The following is a 17,391-nucleotide window of genomic DNA, read 5'->3' as shown; positions in this document are numbered from 1 at the left end:
ACCCACTCATCATGCTCCCTGTCAGATGGCTGCCGGAAGGGGCGCCACTCGCAGCAGGTCGATGAAGAGCCAACACCCGATGAGTCCTGGAGAAAAAAGCATGTACGCAGTTATCAAGAGCGGTGGCAAGCAGTACCGCGTTCAGGAAGGCCAGACTCTCAAGCTCGAGAAGCTGGAAGTGCCGACCGGCGACACGATCGAATTCGACGAGGTCCTGCTGGTCGGCAACGACGAGGACGTCACGATCGGCGCCCCGCTGATCGACGGTGCCAAGGTGGCGGCCGAGGTCGTCTCCCACGGCCGTGGTGACAAGGTCACCATCATCAAGTTCCGTCGTCGCAAGCACAGCATGAAGCGTCAGGGCCACCGCCAGTGGTTCACTGAAGTCAAGATCACCGGGATCTCTGCGTAAGCGCCGCGCCAGCGGAACGCTTTTCGAGAGACTCCCCTGAACGAGCGAGGATTTTGCAATGGCTCACAAGAAGGCAGCGGGTTCCACCCGTAACGGTCGCGACAGCGAATCCAAACGCCTCGGCGTCAAGCTGTTCGGCGGCCAGGTCGTCAACCCGGGCAACATCATCGTGCGCCAGCGTGGCACCAAGTTCCACGCCGGTACCGGCGTCGGTATCGGCAAGGACCACACGCTGTTCGCGCTGGACGAGGGCGTGGTCAAGTTCGAGATCAAGGGTCCGAAGAACCGCAAGTTCGTCAGTATCGTCTCCGCCTGAGACCCCTGACGCTTGCAGCGAGAAGGCCCCGCCCAGGCGGGGCCTTCTTGTATCATGGCGGCACAGGCCGTCAGGAGAGTGAGAGATGCAGTTCGTCGACGAAGCCTCGATCATCGTGGAAGCCGGCAATGGCGGCAATGGCTGCCTGAGCTTCCGCCGCGAGAAGTACGTGCCCAAGGGTGGCCCCGACGGCGGCGATGGGGGTCATGGCGGCAGCGTCTACCTGATCGGTGACGATGCCCTCAATACCCTCATCGACTTCAAGTACCAGCGCTTCTACAAGGCGCAGAATGGCCAGCCCGGCATGGGGCGGCAGATGAGCGGGCGCGCCGGCGATGACCTGCACGTCAAGGTGCCGGTGGGCACCACGGTAATCGACGAGGATACCCTCGAGGTGATCGCCGACGTCACCGAGATCGGCCAGGTGGTGCCGGTCGCCCAGGGCGGCCGCCGGGGGCTTGGCAACATCCACTTCAAGTCCTCCACCAACCGGGCGCCGCGGCGTACCACGCCGGGCACCGAGGGCGAGCGTCGTAACCTGCGCTTCGAGATGAAGGTGATGGCCGACGTGGGCCTGCTGGGCCTGCCCAATGCCGGCAAGTCGACATTGATCCGTTCCGTCTCTGCGGCCAAGCCCAAGGTCGCCAATTATCCGTTCACCACTCTGGTGCCCAACCTGGGCGTGGTGAAGCTCGGCCTGCATGAGCACTTCGTGATGGCCGACGTGCCCGGCCTGATCGAGGGTGCCTCCGACGGTGCGGGCCTGGGGCTGCGCTTCCTCAAGCACCTGACCCGCACCCGGTTGCTGTTCCATGTGGTCGACGTGGCGCCCTTCGACGAGTCCGACCCGGTGGCGGCCGCCGAGGCGATCATCCACGAGCTGGGCGAGTTCTCGCCGGCGCTGGCCGAGTTGCCGCGCTGGCTGGTGCTCAACAAGCTCGACCTGCTGCCGGCCGAGGAGCGCGAGGCGGTGGCCGATGAGATCGTCCGCCGGCTCGGCTGGGAGGGGCCGGTGTTTCGCATCTCGGCGATTTCCAGCGACGGCACCGATGCCCTGGTCCAGGCCGCCTACCGCTGGCTCACCGAGCAGCGCCGCCTCGAGAACGAGGACGAGGAGGCCGCCGAGCGTGCCCGCGAGATGCGCGCGCGCATGGAAGACGAGGCGGTGGCTCGCACCGAGGCCCGCCTGGGTCGCAAGCGCAAGCGTGACGAGGACGATGACGACGATTTCGATGATGATGATTACGACGTCGAGGTCGAATACGCGCCGTGATGAAGTAGACTGAGGCCAGGTGGGCGATACGAGAGGAGGTGCCGGATGAGTGACTTGTTGCGTCGTATCACGATCGACCCCTCGCAGTGCGGGGGCAGGCCCTGTGTCCGCGGCATGCGTATCCGGGTGGTGGATGTGCTCGACTTGCTGGGGCAAGGGTTGACCGCGCAGGAGGTGCTCGAAGAGCTGCCGGATCTGGAGCAGGAGGATGTCCTGGCGTGTCTGCAGTTCGCCGCGCGCCGTCTCGGCCACCCCGTCCTTGCGGCATGATCCTCTGGGTTGATGCTCAACTGTCTCCCCACCTGGCGCCCTGGATAACCGAAACTCTGGGTATCGAGGCCTATTCTGCCCGCTGGCTTGGCTATCGTGATGCGTCGGATGAGGAGATATTTTCCGCAGCAAGCAAGGCGGAGATTGTCGTGTTGACCAAGGATCGAGATTTTCCTGATCTTCTAGAGCGTCACGGCCCGCCGCCGCGTGTCATCTGGATCACCATGGGGAACACTACGAATGCGCGTATGCGGGACGTGCTGCAGAGGCTGTTGCCGGCCGCGCTCGAGCTGTTATCGCAGGGTGAGCCCTTGGTCGAGCTGAGTGATCGTCCTTAACCCTGCAAAGACAACATCAGGAATCAAGATGACGGAAGGGGTTGCGAATCCTGGCCGCGAGTCGCTGGTGGGCGCCCGCCGGGTGGTGGTGAAGATCGGCAGTGCGCTGCTGACCAATGACGGTCGCGGCCTCGACGAGGCGGCCATCGGTGGCTGGGTCGACCAGGTTGCCGAGCTGCACCGTCGCGGCATCGAGGTGGTGCTGGTCTCCTCCGGCGCGGTGGCCGCCGGCATGGTGCGGCTGGGCTGGCAGGTGCGTCCCTCGGCGGTCCACGAACTGCAGGCCGCGGCGGCGGTGGGCCAGAATGGCCTCACCGAGTGCTACGAGGGCCACTTCGCCCGCCATGGCCTGCTCTCCGCCCAGGTGCTGCTCACTCACGACGACCTCTCCAACCGCAAGCGCTACCTCAACGCCCGGTCGGCGCTGCGCACTCTGGTCGCGTTGGGGGTGGTGCCGGTGGTCAACGAGAACGACACCGTGGTCACCGACGAGATCCGTTTCGGCGACAACGACACCCTGGGGGCCCTGGTGGCCAACCTGCTGGAGGCCGACGCATTGGTGATCCTCACCGACCAGGAGGGGCTGTTCGATGCCGACCCGCGCAGCAATCCCCAGGCGCGGCTGATCGCCGAGGGGCGCGCCGACGACCCGAGCCTGGCCGCGGTGGCTGGCGGCGGCGGGGTGCTCGGTCGCGGCGGCATGGCCACCAAGGTGCGCGCGGCCCAGCTGGCGGCCCGCTCCGGCGCGGTCACGGTGATCGCTAGCGGTCGTCAGCCGGCGGTGCTCGGCCGCCTGGCCGAAGGCGAGCGGCTGGGTACCTTGCTGCTGCCCGAGCAGGCGCCCATGGCGGCGCGCAAGCGCTGGCTGGCGGGGCAGCTGCAGGTATGCGGCAGCCTGACCCTGGATACCGGCGCGGTGAAGGTGCTCAAGGGCAGCGGCTCCAGCCTGCTGGCGGTGGGGGTGACCGCGGTCAGCGGCCAGTTCCGCCGCGGTGACATGGTGCTCTGCGTCGACGACCAGGGGCATCGCGTGGCCAAGGGGCTGGTCAACTACGGCGCCGACGAGGCCCGTCTGCTGGTCGGCAAGCCCAGCCACCAGATCGAGGCCATCCTCGGCTACATGGAGGCGCCGGAGCTGATCCACCGCGACAACCTGGTGGTGCTCTAGCGCTCTCGCAGGAACGATGGCAAGCACGGGGCTGGCATGATAGGATACGCCATCCTCTCAGACACGGCCCCTAAGCGACTGCGTTCAATGGCGCAGCCGGCAACATGGCCAGGCCGGCGGGGATTTTTTATTTCCCTGTTGGATCATACAGTTATCAAGTGTCGCCCGCAGATGGCGACCACAACTTTCTCCAAGGAGACAGTCAGTGGCGAACAGTAAGCAAGCCCGTAAGCGTGCCCGTCAGGCAGAAGGCCGTCGTGTCCTGAAGGCGAGCCAGCGCAGCATGGTCCGTACCTACATCAAGCGTGTCATCCATGCCATCCATGGCGGTGACCACGCCCAGGCGATGGACGCTTTCAAGCAGGCGCAGCCGGTCATCGACCGCATTGCCGACAAGGACGTGCTCTCCAAGAGGAAGGCCGCGCGCCTGAAGAGCCGCCTGAACAAGCGCATCAAGGCGCTGGCCGCGTAAGCACGCCGAACGCCTCAGGGTGTCCGCCGCGTGCGGGCGCACCGACGAAAAACCGGCTTCGGCCGGTTTTTTATTCGTTAAGATCCCGACACTCCCACCTGTGGGAGCGCAATTCATTGCCGGTTCGACGCTTCGACGAATGGCGCCGGGGAGGCGTTCGACCCCCTTAGCGATCTGAAGTCGGAGCGCCGAATCGTCGCTCCCACGGGGCACGGCTCAGGTGAGGAGGTAGACGTGACGGATCGCGAGCAGTCGCCACAGGACCCGTTGGACGAGAATGACAAGGCGGTGGCGCCCAAGGCGGGCGGCCTGATGCGTTCCGGCCTGGTGGTCAGCGTGATGACCCTGCTCTCGCGGGTGATGGGGCTGGCGCGCGACGTGGTGATCGCCACCCTGTTCGGCGCCGGCGACGGGGCGGACGCCTTCTTCGTCGCTTTCAAGATTCCCAACTTTCTGCGCCGCCTGTTCGCCGAGGGGGCCTTCAACCAAGCCTTCGTGCCGGTGCTCTCGGAATATGCCACCCGCGGCAGCAAGCGCGAGGTGAGGGAACTGCTCGATGCGGTGGCCGGCAGCCTCACGGCGGTGCTGGCGCTGATCACCGCGCTGGCCATGCTGGCCGCGCCCTGGCTGGTGTGGGCCTTCGCGCCCGGTTTCGGCCGCGACCCGGAGAAGCTGGCGCTGACCGCCGACATGCTGCGGCTGACCTTCCCCTACCTGCTGCTGATCTCGCTCACGGCCTTCGCCGGCAGCACGCTCAACACCTGGAACCGCTTCGCCGTGCCGGCCTTCACCCCGGTGCTGCTCAACCTCTCGCTGATCGGTGCGGCGGTCCTTCTCACGCCGCTGTTCGAGGAGCCGGTCATGGCGCTGGCCTGGGGCGTGCTGATCGCCGGTGGCGCCCAGCTGGCCTTCCAGGTTCCCTTCCTGGCGCGGCTGGGGCTGCTGCCGCGGCCCTGGCCCGACTTTGCCCACAGCGGCGTGCGGCGCATCCTGCGGCTGATGGCGCCGGCGCTGTTCGGTGTCTCGGTGTCGCAGATCAACCTGCTGCTCGACACCGTGCTGGCCTCGCTGCTGGCGGCGGGCAGCGTCTCCTGGCTCTACTACTCGGACCGCCTGGTGGAGCTGCCGCTGGGGGTGTTCGGCATCGCCATCGGCACGGTGATCCTGCCGGCGCTCTCCCGGCGCCATGCCGAGCAGTCCGGCGAGCACTTCGCCGCCATGCTCGACTGGGCGATCCGCGCCGTACTGCTGCTCGGCCTGCCCGCGGCCCTGGCCCTGGCGGTGCTCGCCGAGCCGCTGCTGATCGCGCTGTTCCACTACGGCGCCATGACCGAGCGCGACATCGCCATGGCGGCGATGAGCCTCAGGGCGTATGCGTTCGGACTAGTCGCCTTCATGCTGATCAAGGTGCTGGCACCGGGCTTCTTCGCCCGCCAGGACACCGCCACGCCGGTGAAGGTGGGCATCATCGCCATGGTCGCCAACATGGTCTTCAACCTGGTCCTGATCTGGCCTCTGGCCCATGCCGGCCTGGCGCTGGCCACGGCGCTCTCGGCCTTCCTCAACGCCGGCCTGCTGGGCTGGCTGCTGAGAAAGCAGGGCGTGCTGGTCTTCCAGCCCGGCTGGGGGCGCTATGCGGTGCAGCTGCTCGGTGGCTGCACGGTGATGGGCGTGGGGCTGGCCTGGCTGGCCCCCGAGTGGCAGGCCTGGCTCGAGTGGAGCGTCTGGACCCGCGCCGGCTGGCTGGCGGTGCTGGTGACGGGCGGGGTGGTGGTCTACTTCGCGTGGCTGGCGGCCTTCGGGGTGCGCCTTCGCCATTTTCGGATGAGGGGCTGAAGGATGCCAACCAAACGCCGCTCCGCGGCGGATCGCGACGCAAGCGTTGCTCCCACAATTCATGGCCGGTGGCTGGGGGGACATGTGGGAGCGGACGGTTCGACGCTTCGACTTGCACCGCGAAAGGCGGAGAGCTCTGTCAGTGGGTATGAGCAGCCAATCGCCGTGCAAGTCGAACCGTCAGCTCCCACAAGAAGCAGCTGATCACCTGCCTCCATAAGAGGCGGCAGGGAAAGACCAAGCCGCGCCGGCTGTCAAGGGCCCCCCGGTCCGTTATAATCGTGGACTTTATTTCCCAGCGTGATGACGCCCATGCGAGTGATTCGAGGACTGCACAACCTGCGTGACGAGGATCGCGGCTGCGTGGCCACCATCGGCAACTTCGATGGCGTGCACTGCGGGCATCGGGCGATTCTCGACCAGTGCCGCGAGCAGGCCGCCCGGCTCGGGCTGCCGGTGACCGTAGTGGTCTTCGAGCCCCAGCCGCGGGAGTTCTTCGCCGGCGACCAGGCCCCGCCGCGGCTGACCCGGCTGCGCGACAAGGTGGCGCTGCTCGGCGAGTGCGGGGTCGACCGCATCCTCTGCTTGCCCTTCAACGACGCCCTGCGCAGCCTGACCGCCCTGGCGTTCATCGAGCGGGTGCTGGTAGACGGCCTGGGCGTGCGCCACCTGGTGGTGGGCGACGACTTCCGTTTCGGCTGTGACCGGCGCGGCGACTTCCACCTGCTCACCGAGGTGGGGGTGTCTAGCGGCTTCGGCGTCGAGCACACTCGCACCTTCACCATCGACGACGAGCGGGTCTCCAGCAGCCGGGTGCGTACCCTGCTGGCCAGCGGCAACTTCGCCGCCGCGGCGCGCCTGCTGGGCCGTCCCTACCGGCTGGGCGGCCGGGTGGTGCCCGACCGCCAACTGGGCCGCACCATCGGCGTGCCCACCGCCAACCTGCCGCAGCCGGCCCTGTCGCTGGCCCTGCAGGGCGTCTATGCGGTGGTCACCGAGCTCCCCGACGGGCGCTGCCTGCCCGGCGTGGCCAACATCGGCTGGCGCCCCACGGTGGGTAGCGAGCGGCCGGTGCTCGAGGTGCACCTCTTCGACTTCGACGGCGACCTCTACGGCCGGCGCCTGACGGTGCTGCCCTGCGCCAAGCTGCGCGGCGAGGTGAAGTTCGACGATTTCCAGGCGCTCAAGCGCCAGATAAGCGCCGACCAGGCGCGCGCCCGGGCCTACTTTCTAGAGCACCCCGCTGCCGGTGCCTATTTTCTAGAGCACCCCGCTGCCGGTGCCGGTTTTCTACAGCACCCCGCTGCCGGTGCCGATTTTCTAGAGCACCCCGCTGCCGGTGCCAATGTCGCGGCACACCCCGTCACGGCGGTTCCCACGGGCGACGGCAGCGACGATTCTCTTCCTCTGGCATCGGCGCCGCTGGCGCGCGAGGCCGTGACTTCCGATTCCTCGGCGGGTGCACCCGCCGACCACGACGACGGCTGATCCCCAGGATATGAGCGACTACAAGCACACGCTGAACCTGCCAGAAACCGATTTCCCCATGCGCGGCATGCTGCCCAAGAAGGAGCCCGCCCGGGTGGCGCAATGGAAGGCGATGAATCTGTACCACCGCCTGCGCGAGGAGCGCCGGGGCAGGGAGCTCTTCGTGCTGCACGACGGCCCTCCCTACGCCAACGGCAGCATCCACATCGGTCACGCCGTCAACAAGATCCTCAAGGATATCATCGTCAAGTCGAAGAACCTGGCCGGCTTCGATGCCCCCTACGTGCCCGGTTGGGACTGCCACGGCCTGCCTATCGAGCACAAGGTGGAGACCACCCACGGCAAGCACCTTGAACCGGCGCGTGCCCGCGCGCTGTGCCGCGAGTACGCCGCCGAGCAGATCCAGGGCCAGCTCGCCGACTTCGTGCGCCTGGGGGTGATCGGCGACTGGGACAACCCCTATCGCTCCATGGACTACGCCAACGAGGCCGGCGAGATCCGCGCGCTGGCCGAGATGGTCGAGGCGGGCTATGTCTTCAAGGGATTGAAACCCGTCAACTGGTGCTTCGACTGTGGCTCGGCGCTGGCCGAGGCCGAGGTGGAGTACGCCGACAAGAAGTCCGATGCCATCGACGTGGCCTTCCCGGTGGCGGATGCCGACCGCCTGGCCGCGGCCTTCGGCCTGGAGGCGCTTGCCAAGCCAGCCGCCGCGGTGATCTGGACCACCACCCCCTGGACCATTCCCGCCAATCAGGCGCTCAACGTGCATCCCGAGTTCACCTATGCCCTGGTGGATACCGGCGAGCGCCTGCTGGTGCTGGCCGAGGAGTTGGTGGAATCGTGCCTGGAGCGTTTCGGGCTGGAGGGCGAGATCATCGCCACCGCCACCGGCGAGCGGCTGGACGGCGTGCGCTTTCGCCACCCCTTCTACGATCGCCTGTCGCCGGTGTACCTGGCCGACTATGTGGAGATCGAGGTGGGCAGCACCGGCATCGTCCACTCGGCCCCGGCCTATGGCGTCGATGACTTCGTGACCTGCCGCGCCCACGGCATGACCTTCGACGAGATCGAGAGCCCGGTGCAGGGCAACGGCGTCTATGTCGATGATCTGCCGTTCTTCGGCGGCCAGATGATCTGGAAGGCCAACCTGCAGATCGTCGCCAAGCTCGACGAGGTGGGCGCGCTGTTGGCCCACCAGACCATCACCCACAGCTACATGCACTGCTGGCGCCACAAGAGCCCGGTGATCTACCGCGCCACCGCCCAGTGGTTCGTGGGCATGGACGTGCAGGGCCGTCATGGCAAGACCCTGCGTGAGCGGGCCCTCGAGGGCATCGAGGCGACCACCTTCACCCCGGCCTGGGGCCAGGCGCGCCTGCACAGCATGATCGCCAACCGCCCGGACTGGTGTATCTCCCGCCAGCGCAACTGGGGCGTGCCGATCCCCTTCTTCCTGCACAAGGCCACCGGCGAGCTTCACCCGCGTACCCTCGAATTGATGGAAGAGGCCGCCAAGCGCGTCGAGGTCGAGGGCATCGACGCCTGGTTCCGCCTCGACCCCGCCGAGCTGCTGGGCGAGGAGGCCGCCGACTACGAGAAGGTCACCGATACCCTGGACGTCTGGTTCGACTCCGGCACCACCCATCGCCACGTGCTGCGCGGCTCGCACCCCCACGGCCACGAGCAGGGGCCGGTCGCCGATCTGTACCTGGAGGGCTCCGACCAGCACCGCGGCTGGTTCCACTCCTCGCTGCTCACCGGCTGCGCCATCGACGGCCACCCGCCGTACCGCGGCCTGCTGACTCATGGCTTCACCGTGGATGCCCAGGGCCACAAGATGTCCAAGTCGGTAGGCAACGTGGTGGCACCTCAGGAGGTGATGGACAAGCTCGGCGCCGACATCCTGCGCCTGTGGGTGGCCTCCACCGACTACGGCGGCGAGATGGCGGTGTCTGATGAGATCCTCAAGCGCACCGCCGATGTCTACCGGCGCATCCGCAACACCTCGCGCTTCCTGCTCGCCAACCTGAGTGGCTTCGACCCGAACCGCGACCAAGTGGCCTTCGATGACATGCTGGCCCTGGACCAGTGGGTGGTCGACCGCGCCGCCCAGCTGCAGGCGCGCATCGAGACGGCCTATGAAGAGTACCGCTTCCTCGACGTCTACCAGCAGGTGCACGGCTTCTGTGCCCGGGAGCTCGGCGGCTTCTACCTGGACGTGATCAAGGATCGCCAGTACACCACCCAGGCCGACTCCGTGGCGCGCCGCAGCGCCCAGACCGCGCTCTATCAGGTGGTCGAGGCGCTTGCCCGCTGGGTGGCGCCGATCCTCTCGTTCACCGCCGAGGAGATCTTCGAGAACATCCCGGGCAAGCGCGGCGATAGCGTGCTGCTGGCCGAGTACACTACCGGGCTCGAGACGCTCGCCGATGACGCCGCCATGGGCCGCGACTTCTGGGAGCAGGTGCTCGAGGTCAAGCAGGCGGTCAACAAGTGCCTGGAGGACGCCCGCAACGCCAAGGCCATCAAGGGCAGCCTGGCCGCCGAGGTCACGCTCTACGTGGATGACGTCCTGCAGGCCACGCTCGCCAAGCTGGGCGACGAGCTGCGCTTCGTGATGCTCACCAGCGAGGTGCGCCTGGCGCCGCTCGGCGAGGCCAAGGAGGCCGAGGCCACCGAGCTCGAAGGGCTGAAGGTGGCCGTGGCCGAGAGCCCCAACCAGAAGTGCGAGCGCTGCTGGCACCACCGCGAGGACGTCGGTCAGCATGTCGACCATCCCGACCTGTGCGGGCGCTGCATCGGCAACCTGCCGGATGGCCCTGGAGAGACGCGTCACTATGCCTGATCGCCAAGCGTCATCCAGCAAGCAGGCGGATGCAGGCGGCGCCGTCGTGGTGCCGCCCATGCGCAGACCCCTGCGCTGGCTGTGGCTGGCGCTGGCGGTGGTCGTGCTGGACCTGGCCACCAAGTATCTGGCCGGCGGGCTGCTCGACTACGCCCGGCCGGTGGCGGTGCTGCCGTTCTTCGATCTCACGCTGCTGCACAACACCGGCGCGGCCTTCAGCTTCCTGGCCGGCCATCCCGGCTGGCAGCGCTGGCTCTTCGCCGCCATCGCGGTGGGGGCGAGCATCGGCCTGACGGTGTGGATGCGCCGCCTCAAATGCGACGAGACGCTGCTGGCCGTGTCGCTGGCGCTGATCATCGGTGGGGCGCTCGGCAACCTCTACGACCGGCTGGTTCACGGCTACGTGGTGGACTTCCTCTCCTTCCATGTGGCCGGCTGGTACTACCCGGCCTTCAACGTGGCGGACATCGGCATCACCCTGGGGGCCATCGGCCTGATCTGGGAGTCGCTGTTCGCCGAGCGGCGCCGGGCTCGCCGGCGTGGTTGAGGAACCCGCTCGCCGCTCCTGTGGGAGCGCAATTCATTGCCGGTTCGACGCCTCGACGAATGGCGCCGTCAGGCGCCCGATAAGGCCTCCGAACCTTACCACCTTTACCGAGTCCGAGACTGTCATGAGCGACCAGAACAGCCCCCAACACCGCATCGACGAGGGCATGGAAGTGACCCTGCACTTCACCCTCAGCCTGGAAGACGGCACCGTGGTGGATTCTACCCGGGACAAGGCACCCGCCACCTTCCAGGTGGGGGATGGCAACCTGCCGCCGGGCTTCGAGCATCCCCTCAAGGGGCTGGCGAGCGGTGACACCGGCAGCTTCGAGATCACCCCCGAGCACGCCTTCGGCCAGCACAATCCCCAGAACATCCAGCTGCTCAAGCGCGACGACTTCGAGAGCGACGAGCCGGAAGTGGGCATGGTGATGTCCTTCGCCGATGCCGCCGGCGGCGAGCTGCCCGGGGTGATCAGGCACATCGAGGGCGAGCAGGTGGAAGTGGACTTCAACCATCCGCTGGCGGGGCGTACCCTGACCTTCGAGGTGGAAGTGCTGGACGTAAAGCCCGCTACCACCCACTGAGGTGGCAGCATGAACGAAACAGCAGCCGGTAGTAGCGATTTCGACTCCCCCTGGAAGGAGGCGCTGGAGCACTATTTTCCGCAGTTTCTCGAGTTGCTGATGCCTGAGATGTATCGGGATATCGAAGGCTAGTGTTCAGTTTTCCGGTGGTGAACCTTCAACATATGCGTGATGATCGCCACGCACTTGAGAACAGTACCAACCCTTTTGCTGTCATAGTGCATGCTCAGCTTGAGGCACACCGGACCCAGGGCAATGACAATGCTCGCCTAGTGACCAAGTTTAGCCTGATGAAGAGGCTGTATCGGCGCGGCTTCAAACGTTCCGAGGTACTGGAGCTGTTACGCCTGATCGACTGGATGCTGGCACTGCCGCCGGCTCTGGAAGAGGAGCTTGAGGCCCAGATGGCCCGCTTCGAGGAGGAAATTCAGATGTCGTATGTCACATCGTTCGAACGTATCGCTGAGAAGCGTGGCATGCAGCAGGGCATGCAGCAGGGCATGCAGCAGGGCATGCAGAGTGGGCGTGCCGAGCTGTTGCTGAAGCTGCTGGCCTTGAAATTCGGCGAGCTTCCTCGCGAGGTCGAGTCGAGGGTGAACCAGGCAAGTTCCGAGGAGCTGGAGCTGTGGGCCGAGCGAGTCCTGACGGCCGGCACCCTGGACGAAATTTTTGCGTGACGCATCAAGGCAAGGCCCCCATGCAACCTGACACACTTCAGACTGAACCCATGCAAATCAAGCTGGCCAACCCCCGCGGCTTCTGCGCCGGCGTCGACCGCGCCATCGAGATCGTCAACGGCGCCCTGGACGCGTTCGGCCCGCCGATCTACGTGCGCCACGAGGTGGTCCACAACCGCTTCGTGGTCGACAGCCTGCGCGAGCGGGGAGCGGTGTTCGTCGAGGAGCTCCACGAGGTACCCGACGACGTCATCGTGATCTTCTCGGCCCACGGGGTCTCCCGCGCCGTGCAGGAGGAGGCCGATCAGCGCGGCCTCAAGGTGTTCGACGCCACCTGCCCGCTGGTCACCAAGGTGCACCTGGAGGTGCTGCGTTACGCCCGCAACGGCCAGGAGTGCATCCTGATCGGCCACGAGGGCCACCCCGAAGTGGAGGGCACCATGGGGCGCTACGACACCGCCCACGGTGGCGCCATCTATCTGGTCGAGGACGAGGCCGACGTGGCCAACCTCGAGGTCAAGGACCCGAGCAAGCTGGCCTTCGTGACCCAGACTACCCTCTCCATGGATGACACCGCCCGGGTGATCGACGCCCTGCGCGCGAAGTTCCCGGAGATCCAGGGGCCGCGCAAGGACGACATCTGCTATGCCACCCAGAACCGCCAGGACGCCGTGCGCGAGCTGGCCGACGGCTGTGAGCTGGTGCTGGTGGTAGGCAGCCCCAATAGCTCCAACTCCAACCGCCTGCGCGAGCTCTCCGAGCGGGTCGGCACCCCGGCCTACCTGATCGACAGCGCCGAGCAGGTCGACCCGGCGTGGCTCGACGGGGTCGGGGTGATCGGCGTCACCGCCGGCGCCAGCGCCCCCGAGGTGCTGGTCAAGGGCGTGATCGATCGGCTGCAGGCCCTGGGGGCCACGGCCCCCGAGGAACTCGCCGGCCGCGAGGAGACCATCACCTTCTCGATGCCGCGCGAGCTGCGCGAGCGGGTGATCGCCAGCGACTGAGCCTGCTTTCAGCCGCCTGGGGACCCAATGCATGAGGGCATCACCGCTATGAAAACGCGACTCACGGATAAGGACGGGGAGGTTCGCGAGCTTACCGATGACGACGTGAAGCGGATGCGACCGATGTCGAAGGCCCTGCCTGCCAACCTGCAGCGCACCATTGGCCAGCGAGGCAAGCAGCGCTCGCCGACGAAGGTGAAGACGTCGATTCGACTTTCCCAGGAGGTGATCGACCACTTCAAGGCGGAAGGAGAAGGCTGGCAGCGCCGCATCGATCAGGCTCTGAAGCAGTACATCAGGGAGCATGGCGGCGGATGATTAGTGCTCCGGTGCCATGGCCAGACGAGAAGGCCGCCCACTACTGGCATGATAGTGGCGCATTTTCAGTGAGGCCGTAGGCCCGGTAAGCGCCAGCGCCCCCGAGGTGCTGGTCAAGGGCGTGATCGAGCGGCTGCAGGCCCTGGGGGCCACGGCCCCCGAGGAACTCGCCGGCCGCGAGGAGACCATCACCTTCTCCATGCCCCGCGAACTGCGCGAGCGGGTGATCGCCAGCGAATAGCTAGCCCAGCGCCGAGACGAGAACGCCGCCGCCATGGCCATGACGGCGGCGTATTTCCAGAGAGGCCGTAGGCCCGGTAAGCGCCAGCGCACCGGGCGTAAGGATGGCAACAGTTGATCTGGTGGGAGGCTCGGCCCGGCGCCCCGGCCTGCAGCGCGATCCATCGCGTAGCGATGGCGCTGGCCCGCTCCGGACCTACACAGCCGACAGGCCCCCCGACCGACGCGTAAGCAGCCGCTCACCCGGCAGGCATGGCATTTTTGCTCCCTCACCCTATCGAAACGCCACATCTTGATACATACTGAAACAAATGCCTCGACCCGCAGGGAGACGCACCGCGTGACGCCCACGAGCATACGATTCAGGCCCCAGGGCCCCTCAGGCAGCGCCCGGCGAAGCGCCGGCTTCACGCTCATCGAACTGATGATTGTGGTAGCTATCGTCGCGATCCTGGCCTCCATCGCCTACCCGAGCTATACGCGTTATGTGGAGCGCTCCAAACGCACGGATGCATACGCCGGATTGCAGAATGCGGCGGGGGTGCTCGAGCGGTGCTACACCGTCTATAACAGTTATAATGATAGCAATTGTTCCTTGGAAGACGGAAATACACTGCCTTCACCAGAAGATTATTATACGATTTTTATCGCTGCAAGCGGATCCAGTTATACTGTCTCGGCAAAGTTGAAGAGTGGCTCTGATGGTTGCAGCGGAGATTTAACCCTGGACCATCAAGGAGTGAAAACCCCCGATGCTTGCTGGTAAGATGCCCGCGTTCCGTGGCTTTACGTTGATCGAGCTGCTTGTCACGCTGGCAGTAGCCATCATCCTTGCCACCATCGCGGCGCCAAGTTTCCAGAGTTTCATGGCCAGCAGCCGATACGCATCGGATTATAACGCGCTTCTTTCCGGCTTGGCGCTGGCCCGCAGCGAGGCAGTCAAACGTCGCGAACCGGTGAGCCTTGTCTTACAGCAGAGCAGCAGCTCACCCTGGGAGTATGCGGTCAGTGATATCGATAACGTCGTCCTTCGCAGAGCGGAATCAGCGCGTTCAAGTATACGCCTGAGTGCGGACGGCTCGGCGGTGACATCCTTCACTGTGACCTTTGATTCGCTGGGCAAGGTGGCATCAAGTGGTGATTGCAGTGATGGGTGTGAAGTCACGGTTCAGGGAACCGCAAACCATTGCGGCATCATCGATGTCAGTTTATACGGCCGCATAGGCCGAAAAGAGTGTCCTTGATGAAAACGACAGGACGAAGGCATTTCCAGGCCGGCTTTACCTTGATCGAGGCGATGATTGCCTTGCTGGTATTGACCGTTGGCATGTTGGGCGTAGCCGCCATGCAACTCAAGGCGCTGCAAGGCGCCCATGCCGCCTATCAGCGTTCCGTTGCCTCCTTGGCGGCACAGGATGCCCAAGAGAGGTTGTGGGCACAGATGTCGGAAAATGGAGACTTGGCGTGTCCCTCATGGGCTGATGCCAAAGATTTAGGGGATACAAGTTGGTACGATACATGGAAAGAGCGTTTGCCAGGTCTAGTAGAAGAGTCGGTGGATCCCCCGTCAGGAGTACCTGCTCCAGATTGCGAATTTTCTATATCAGTGAAGTGGTCTGAAAACAGGTTCGTTGGTGAAGATTCCCCCGTGTTTGGTTACACCGTTCGGTTGCCGGGGAGCTGAAGATGAAAAGGAATAGCGGCTTCTCACTGGTCGAGTTGATGGTGGCGCTGGTGATCGGGCTGATCATCATTCTTGGCGCCGGCCAGCTCTACCTCACCATGTTTCAAACAAACCGCCAGGTGGAAACGCTGAGCGAGAAGCAGGCGGCCGTGAGCTTTGCCGTGGAAACCTTGCTCCGAGATATCCGGCGTGCTGATGATATTGATGCAAGCGACCCAAGCGAGTTGAGGTTGCTGGTTCCCAATCATGGTGATATTGCCACTTCCTCCTGTTCAGCCGGCCATGATGTTGCCAAGGTGTACAAGCTGAGTGCTTCGGCGTTGAGTGAAAGAGAGGGGTGGGCGCTCGAGGTTGGACAGGATTGCTCGGATCCACCGGTTTATCCCAGCGGCGATCAGCCTGACATTGCCAGCGCCTTCGTTGAGGACGGCTTTATCGTAGATGACACTCTTGAAGTTGATGGAATCTACACCATTACCTTTCAGCTATTGTCGGCGGCAGGGTCTGATTCCGATCCTGACGAGCTAGTTTTTCATGCTGTCAATCGCACGGCTGCGGTAAACTGATACATCAAAGTATAGGCGAAGCCGGTGCGGCTTCCTGGAGTATGAACATGAGTAACCAGAAGGGTGCGGCGCTGATAGTGGTTCTTTCGCTGCTCACAGTGGCCTTGATTTTGGGCCTCTCCGGTATGCAGTCATCGCAGTTGGACGAGCGGCTGGCGGGGAATTATCGGTCTCAGTCAAAAGTGCAGATGGGTGCAGAAGAAGCAGCTTCTGCAGGGTTTGAAACGCTACAAAGTGGGTCAAATTCAGGCTTTACTTTTAGCGCGCCATCTTTTTCAAGTAATTTCTTTGAGATTGCTTGGGATGAGTTCGCTGCAGACTCAAACTTTGCTGGCGACAGTTGGGTAGAGTATGATTGCGAGTCTGTTCAATGTTATTATAGGTTTGTCAAGCATAGCACAGATTATTATATAATCTCCATGGCAAAGATTGATAATAATAATGCGCTTAGTAGTCCTGTTTATGTGTATTTGGATGTTGATGAATGGAATGGATTTGGCCCTCCTTCTGCTGTCACTTTGCCCGGTGGGATTGACGAAGATATTTCAAACGATGCCTTGCAGTGGCCAAAATCGGCTAAGAGCAAGATATCCGGTGGTGATGGATTTGAAGATTCTGATGGCAATCAAATAGATGTGGCCGCCATGTCAATTCTTCAGGGTGATGGGCTTTTAAATATTGAAAGTGCTTATGAAGATAAAGCTGATCTTAATAGTGATACTGTCCTAGGGTTGGATCAAGAGCCCACTGGTTTTGTTTCCGTGATTAAAAAGATGTATGATGAATATGCTGGTGGTTCAGGCTATTCAGGTGTTCATTTTTATACAGGTGATGAGCAAATGGATTTTACTGGAAATAACTCTTTGAGTGGCCTGCATATTGTTCTTAATGGTTCCGTTCAAATAGGTGGTAATTCACATTTGGATGGTGCCTTGATTGTTCTGAATGTAAATGATATCGATGCGGACAGTTGGGAGCTTTCTCCAGCCACCTTTGTCAAACTAAATGGTGGAGGGGGTGATGGTACTGTGTGGTTTAATAGTACTAATGTGTCAAATGCACTTGAAGAGTTCGGCTTGACGCTAGACGATTTTTATGGAATTTCAGTAGAGGATAATTTGTTTAGTGGGGTGGCAGGTATAGATGGCTGGTTCTGAATTAAAGTAAGCGCTCCACCAACCCCACCTGTTGCGGCCTGAGTTAGACCGGAAATAAGAACGAAATAAAATAAGGGACAGACCCTGAAGGATCCCCACGAATTCTGTGCTATTCGGCGCATAACGCTTGCTCCCTGACTTCCTCACGAAGGTTCTCTCGGAGAATTTTCCAGGAGGGCCAGGGCACGGCGCCG

General features: G+C 63.7%; 21 protein-coding genes and 1 pseudogene. All 22 read left to right on the top strand.

Annotated elements, in window-relative coordinates; all coding sequences use genetic code 11:
- Positions 1-100 precede the first annotated feature (100 nt).
- The 22 genes and pseudogenes from rplU to OP497_RS11155 all read left to right on the top strand — a co-directional run bounded on the left by rplU (position 101) and on the right by OP497_RS11155 (position 17,197).
- Positions 101-412: a 50S ribosomal protein L21 gene (rplU, locus tag OP497_RS11260; RefSeq protein ID WP_280548388.1), complete on the top strand. Its 312-nt coding sequence runs from the start codon at positions 101-103 to the stop codon at positions 410-412.
- A gap of 58 nt (positions 413-470) precedes the next feature.
- Positions 471-728 carry a 50S ribosomal protein L27 gene (rpmA, locus tag OP497_RS11255; protein WP_280548386.1) on the top strand — a complete coding sequence of 86 codons (258 nt, stop codon included), beginning with the start codon at positions 471-473 and terminating at the stop codon, positions 726-728.
- Between the two features lie 85 nt (positions 729-813).
- Complete coding sequence (gene cgtA / locus OP497_RS11250; protein ID WP_280548384.1) at positions 814-2,001, top strand: Obg family GTPase CgtA; 1,188 nt, start codon at positions 814-816, stop codon at positions 1,999-2,001.
- A 45-nt stretch (positions 2,002-2,046) separates the two neighbouring features.
- Positions 2,047-2,271, top strand: a complete 225-nt coding sequence (locus OP497_RS11245; protein ID WP_280548382.1) for a DUF433 domain-containing protein — start codon at positions 2,047-2,049, stop codon at positions 2,269-2,271.
- Complete coding sequence (locus OP497_RS11240) at positions 2,268-2,609, top strand: DUF5615 family PIN-like protein (protein WP_280548380.1); 342 nt, start codon at positions 2,268-2,270, stop codon at positions 2,607-2,609. Before OP497_RS11245 ends, OP497_RS11240 begins: the two co-directional genes overlap by 4 nt.
- 28 nt (positions 2,610-2,637) lie before the next feature.
- Complete coding sequence (gene proB, locus OP497_RS11235) at positions 2,638-3,777, top strand: glutamate 5-kinase (RefSeq protein ID WP_280548378.1); 1,140 nt, start codon at positions 2,638-2,640, stop codon at positions 3,775-3,777.
- 205 nt (positions 3,778-3,982) lie between these two features.
- The gene (gene rpsT, locus OP497_RS11230; protein WP_280548376.1) at positions 3,983-4,249 is read left to right on the top strand and encodes a 30S ribosomal protein S20; all 267 of its coding nucleotides are present in this window, start codon (positions 3,983-3,985) and stop codon (positions 4,247-4,249) included.
- Positions 4,250-4,561: 312 nt separating this feature from the next.
- Positions 4,562-6,085, top strand: coding sequence for a murein biosynthesis integral membrane protein MurJ (gene murJ / locus OP497_RS11225; protein WP_280548526.1), 1,524 nt, complete (start codon positions 4,562-4,564; stop codon positions 6,083-6,085).
- Positions 6,086-6,397: 312 nt separating this feature from the next.
- Complete coding sequence (gene ribF, locus OP497_RS11220; RefSeq protein ID WP_280548374.1) at positions 6,398-7,573, top strand: bifunctional riboflavin kinase/FAD synthetase; 1,176 nt, start codon at positions 6,398-6,400, stop codon at positions 7,571-7,573.
- 10 nt (positions 7,574-7,583) lie between these two features.
- The gene (ileS, locus tag OP497_RS11215) at positions 7,584-10,418 is read left to right on the top strand and encodes an isoleucine--tRNA ligase (RefSeq protein ID WP_280548372.1); all 2,835 of its coding nucleotides are present in this window, start codon (positions 7,584-7,586) and stop codon (positions 10,416-10,418) included.
- 58 nt (positions 10,419-10,476) lie between these two features.
- Entirely contained in the window at positions 10,477-10,965 is a 489-nt protein-coding gene (gene lspA, locus OP497_RS11210; protein ID WP_280548370.1) for a signal peptidase II, read from the top strand.
- Between the two features lie 124 nt (positions 10,966-11,089).
- Positions 11,090-11,551, top strand: a complete 462-nt coding sequence (gene fkpB / locus OP497_RS11205) for an FKBP-type peptidyl-prolyl cis-trans isomerase (protein ID WP_280548367.1) — start codon at positions 11,090-11,092, stop codon at positions 11,549-11,551.
- Between the two features lie 9 nt (positions 11,552-11,560).
- On the top strand, positions 11,561-11,683 hold the full coding sequence (locus tag OP497_RS11200; RefSeq protein ID WP_280548365.1) for a hypothetical protein: 123 nt from the start codon (positions 11,561-11,563) through the stop codon (positions 11,681-11,683).
- A gap of 32 nt (positions 11,684-11,715) precedes the next feature.
- Positions 11,716-12,228: a DUF4351 domain-containing protein gene (locus OP497_RS11195; protein ID WP_280548363.1), complete on the top strand. Its 513-nt coding sequence runs from the start codon at positions 11,716-11,718 to the stop codon at positions 12,226-12,228.
- A gap of 50 nt (positions 12,229-12,278) precedes the next feature.
- A complete protein-coding gene (gene ispH / locus OP497_RS11190; RefSeq protein WP_280548361.1) occupies positions 12,279-13,232 on the top strand; it encodes a 4-hydroxy-3-methylbut-2-enyl diphosphate reductase in 954 nt (317 codons plus the stop codon).
- A 27-nt stretch (positions 13,233-13,259) separates the two neighbouring features.
- Positions 13,260-13,550: a BrnA antitoxin family protein gene (locus OP497_RS11185; RefSeq protein ID WP_280548360.1), complete on the top strand. Its 291-nt coding sequence runs from the start codon at positions 13,260-13,262 to the stop codon at positions 13,548-13,550.
- A 91-nt stretch (positions 13,551-13,641) separates the two neighbouring features.
- Positions 13,642-13,791, top strand: a pseudogene (gene ispH, locus OP497_RS11180) (4-hydroxy-3-methylbut-2-enyl diphosphate reductase); the annotation flags it as partial.
- Positions 13,792-14,130: 339 nt separating this feature from the next.
- On the top strand, positions 14,131-14,556 hold the full coding sequence (locus OP497_RS11175; protein ID WP_280548358.1) for a type IV pilin protein: 426 nt from the start codon (positions 14,131-14,133) through the stop codon (positions 14,554-14,556).
- Positions 14,543-15,034, top strand: a complete 492-nt coding sequence (locus tag OP497_RS11170) for a GspH/FimT family pseudopilin (RefSeq protein WP_280548356.1) — start codon at positions 14,543-14,545, stop codon at positions 15,032-15,034. The genes OP497_RS11175 and OP497_RS11170 overlap by 14 nt, the downstream gene beginning before the upstream one ends.
- On the top strand, positions 15,034-15,474 hold the full coding sequence (gene pilV, locus OP497_RS11165; RefSeq protein ID WP_280548355.1) for a type IV pilus modification protein PilV: 441 nt from the start codon (positions 15,034-15,036) through the stop codon (positions 15,472-15,474). Before OP497_RS11170 ends, pilV begins: the two co-directional genes overlap by 1 nt.
- 2 nt (positions 15,475-15,476) lie before the next feature.
- Positions 15,477-16,040, top strand: a complete 564-nt coding sequence (locus OP497_RS11160; protein WP_280548354.1) for a prepilin-type N-terminal cleavage/methylation domain-containing protein — start codon at positions 15,477-15,479, stop codon at positions 16,038-16,040.
- 47 nt (positions 16,041-16,087) lie between these two features.
- Complete coding sequence (locus OP497_RS11155; RefSeq protein WP_280548353.1) at positions 16,088-17,197, top strand: PilX N-terminal domain-containing pilus assembly protein; 1,110 nt, start codon at positions 16,088-16,090, stop codon at positions 17,195-17,197.
- Positions 17,198-17,391 lie beyond the last annotated feature (194 nt).

The sequence above is a fragment of the Halomonas sp. 11-S5 genome (genome assembly GCF_029889825.1).
GTDB lineage: Bacteria > Pseudomonadota > Gammaproteobacteria > Pseudomonadales > Halomonadaceae > Halomonas.
The sequence above is the reverse complement of the archived record's forward strand: the minus strand, read 5'-3'. Positions and strand labels throughout refer to the sequence as shown.

What these genes read in the sequence shown, in the direction of transcription:
- cgtA (WP_280548384.1), top strand. Translation starts at nt 814, where the DNA reads ATGCAGTTCGTCGACGAAGCCTCGATCATCGTGGAAGCCGGCAATGGC.
- fkpB (WP_280548367.1), top strand. Translation starts at nt 11,090, where the DNA reads ATGAGCGACCAGAACAGCCCCCAACACCGCATCGACGAGGGCATGGAA.
- OP497_RS11195 (WP_280548363.1), top strand. Translation starts at nt 11,716, where the DNA reads ATGCGTGATGATCGCCACGCACTTGAGAACAGTACCAACCCTTTTGCT.
- rplU (WP_280548388.1), top strand. Translation starts at nt 101, where the DNA reads ATGTACGCAGTTATCAAGAGCGGTGGCAAGCAGTACCGCGTTCAGGAA.
- ileS (WP_280548372.1), top strand. Translation starts at nt 7,584, where the DNA reads ATGAGCGACTACAAGCACACGCTGAACCTGCCAGAAACCGATTTCCCC.
- OP497_RS11185 (WP_280548360.1), top strand. Translation starts at nt 13,260, where the DNA reads ATGCATGAGGGCATCACCGCTATGAAAACGCGACTCACGGATAAGGAC.
- lspA (WP_280548370.1), top strand. Translation starts at nt 10,477, where the DNA reads ATGCGCAGACCCCTGCGCTGGCTGTGGCTGGCGCTGGCGGTGGTCGTG.
- OP497_RS11245 (WP_280548382.1), top strand. Translation starts at nt 2,047, where the DNA reads ATGAGTGACTTGTTGCGTCGTATCACGATCGACCCCTCGCAGTGCGGG.
- proB (WP_280548378.1), top strand. Translation starts at nt 2,638, where the DNA reads ATGACGGAAGGGGTTGCGAATCCTGGCCGCGAGTCGCTGGTGGGCGCC.
- OP497_RS11155 (WP_280548353.1), top strand. Translation starts at nt 16,088, where the DNA reads ATGAGTAACCAGAAGGGTGCGGCGCTGATAGTGGTTCTTTCGCTGCTC.
- pilV (WP_280548355.1), top strand. Translation starts at nt 15,034, where the DNA reads ATGAAAACGACAGGACGAAGGCATTTCCAGGCCGGCTTTACCTTGATC.
- OP497_RS11170 (WP_280548356.1), top strand. Translation starts at nt 14,543, where the DNA reads ATGCTTGCTGGTAAGATGCCCGCGTTCCGTGGCTTTACGTTGATCGAG.
- OP497_RS11200 (WP_280548365.1), top strand. Translation starts at nt 11,561, where the DNA reads ATGAACGAAACAGCAGCCGGTAGTAGCGATTTCGACTCCCCCTGGAAG.
- ispH (WP_280548361.1), top strand. Translation starts at nt 12,279, where the DNA reads ATGCAAATCAAGCTGGCCAACCCCCGCGGCTTCTGCGCCGGCGTCGAC.
- rpmA (WP_280548386.1), top strand. Translation starts at nt 471, where the DNA reads ATGGCTCACAAGAAGGCAGCGGGTTCCACCCGTAACGGTCGCGACAGC.
- OP497_RS11160 (WP_280548354.1), top strand. Translation starts at nt 15,477, where the DNA reads ATGAAAAGGAATAGCGGCTTCTCACTGGTCGAGTTGATGGTGGCGCTG.
- OP497_RS11240 (WP_280548380.1), top strand. Translation starts at nt 2,268, where the DNA reads ATGATCCTCTGGGTTGATGCTCAACTGTCTCCCCACCTGGCGCCCTGG.
- ribF (WP_280548374.1), top strand. Translation starts at nt 6,398, where the DNA reads ATGCGAGTGATTCGAGGACTGCACAACCTGCGTGACGAGGATCGCGGC.
- murJ (WP_280548526.1), top strand. Translation starts at nt 4,562, where the DNA reads ATGCGTTCCGGCCTGGTGGTCAGCGTGATGACCCTGCTCTCGCGGGTG.